This window comes from Staphylococcus sp. EG-SA-17 (genome assembly GCF_017151845.1).
Lineage (GTDB): Bacteria > Bacillota > Bacilli > Staphylococcales > Staphylococcaceae > Staphylococcus > Staphylococcus aureus.
The window spans coordinates 1-254 of record NZ_JACVZO010000140.1; the positions used below are offsets into that span (position 1 = coordinate 1).

Consider the following 254-nt stretch of genomic DNA (forward strand, 5'->3'; position numbering starts at 1 on the left):
CTTAAAGTATAGATATGGAAATAGAAAGTTTTGGTGTAAAGGATTTTATGTGGATACAGTAGGTAGAAATAAAAAAGTGATTGAAAATTATATTCGTAATCAATTACAAGAGGATATCGTTGCAGACTGGTATGTCAACATTTTTTTAGACAGTTTTCATGTGTAGATTTTTAAATGCCACTGGCGTCAAATACTGTAATGAAGAATGTGGTCTAAAATTGTTGTACCAATTTACATAATCAAATAATTCTGTT

The 254-nt window shown here is 28.7% G+C and carries 2 protein-coding genes; one reads left to right on the plus strand and one right to left on the minus strand.

The genetic code is table 11. The features are described from left to right. Window positions 1-166, plus strand: a 166-nt coding sequence (locus IDG65_RS14445; RefSeq protein ID WP_176718074.1) for a transposase, incomplete at its 5' end; no start/stop codon positions are given. On the opposite strand, the gene IDG65_RS14450 is transcribed toward IDG65_RS14445, so the two are convergent. Next, window positions 146-254: IS3 family transposase (locus tag IDG65_RS14450; RefSeq protein WP_078103001.1), on the minus strand; the 109-nt coding region annotated here is incomplete at its 5' end. The genes IDG65_RS14445 and IDG65_RS14450 overlap by 21 nt on opposite strands.